Origin of the sequence: Glutamicibacter sp. BW78, from assembly GCF_002332245.1 — a bacterium.
GTDB lineage: Bacteria > Actinomycetota > Actinomycetes > Actinomycetales > Micrococcaceae > Arthrobacter_H > Arthrobacter_H rhombi_A.
The window spans coordinates 1-1,385 of sequence record NZ_NRGU01000019.1 but is presented as its reverse complement, the minus strand read 5'-3'; the positions used below and the strand labels follow the sequence as shown (position 1 = coordinate 1,385).

The 1,385-nt window shown below is 59.3% G+C and carries 1 protein-coding gene; it reads right to left on the bottom strand.

Features of this window, described 5'->3' with window-relative positions; all coding sequences use genetic code 11:
- Positions 1-75: 75 nt before the first annotated feature.
- Positions 76-1,266 carry a DDE-type integrase/transposase/recombinase gene (locus CIK75_RS02990; RefSeq protein WP_086997593.1) on the bottom strand — a complete coding sequence of 397 codons (1,191 nt, stop codon included), beginning with the start codon at positions 1,264-1,266 and terminating at the stop codon, positions 76-78.
- Positions 1,267-1,385 lie beyond the last annotated feature (119 nt).

Below are 1,385 nucleotides of genomic sequence, written 5' to 3'. Positions count from 1 at the left end.
CCTGTTGCCTCATAGCAATACCTCCGGGAAGACTGCTTCGTTGCCTCATTAGAAAACCTCCGCGAGGAATCGGGTTCATGATCTTGCCTTAGCGATATCGAACACCGGTACCGGGGCCCTGTTCTTACGCCGGGCCAGCGTGTCTAGCTCCGCGGTCAGGGCAGAGATCTGTCGTTGCAGGGCCATGACCCGGATCCTCTTGAATTGAGCATTCATCGTAATGATCGGACGCTTGGCCATCCCGGGATACCCGGCGGCCCGCTGGTACGCGGTGGCTGGCTTGTCGTGCTTCTTGCTCACCTTCGCCCCGTGACGGGTCTTCGAAACGAGTTTCTGCTGAGGGAGCAGGTAGTTCGTGAAGACCCGGTCCAGCTCCCAGATCCGATTCAACAACTCCAATTCCCGGGCAGTATCGAAACGCTGATAGCCAACCAGCTCCCGGACTCGGGACCAGTTCTTCTGTTCCACGTGCGCGCCATCATTCTTATGCAACGGACGCGATCGGGTGAAGGTGATCTTGTTGTCCAGGCAGTATCGGTAGAGATGGTCATTGATGAACTCACTGCCATTATCGGAATCGATCCCGATGATCGGGAACGGGAACACGTTCTTGACGTGCATCAGGGCCTCGAACACCCATTTCTGGGCCTTGTTCTGCACCGAACGGTTCACTGTCCAGCCCGTGGCGATATCGGTGACGGTGAGCGTGCAACAGAATTGCCCTGCCGGGTTCGAGCCCTCATGGCAGACCAGATCGATCTCCACGAACCCGGGGACTGCGTCGTCCCAATCAGCCCAGGTCCGGATCGGGATCTGGGACTTCAACAGTGATCCGGGCTTGGTACGCGAGCGCCCATGCAGGCGCATCTTTTCCCGTTCGTGGGCCAGGCGACGATCGATGGTCGCCGCGCTCATCGCCATGAGCAGCCTGGCTTGTTCATCAGTGACGTCCAGAACGTGCTCGGCCCTGAGCATGGGAACCAGATAGTCCGTCGCTGCCGCCAGCAGCTTCCCCGCCGGGGCCCGCAGCACCGCCCAACACAGGATCAGGGACTGCTGAAGATCCGCCGGATAGGTAGGTGCTCGTCCTTGTCGGACCAGCTTCGGTCGTGATGGTTCAACGGCCCGGCGCAGCGCGGCTCGGGCATGATCGCGGTGCCAGCCAGTTAGTTCCACGACGTGGTCCAGGATCTCGGTCTTCACCGGCTTATTGGCGTTTTGGTATCGCTGGGCCAGGTGCTTCGTTACTGCCTTGCGCTCACTCATGGTCAGTCCCATCCATAACGGTCCCGCCTGATTTGGTCGTGGGCAACTCTGAAGCATCCGGAGGTTTTGCTATGAGGCAACGTATGGCCACAAGCGGAGGTTCTTTATGAGTCAACGCG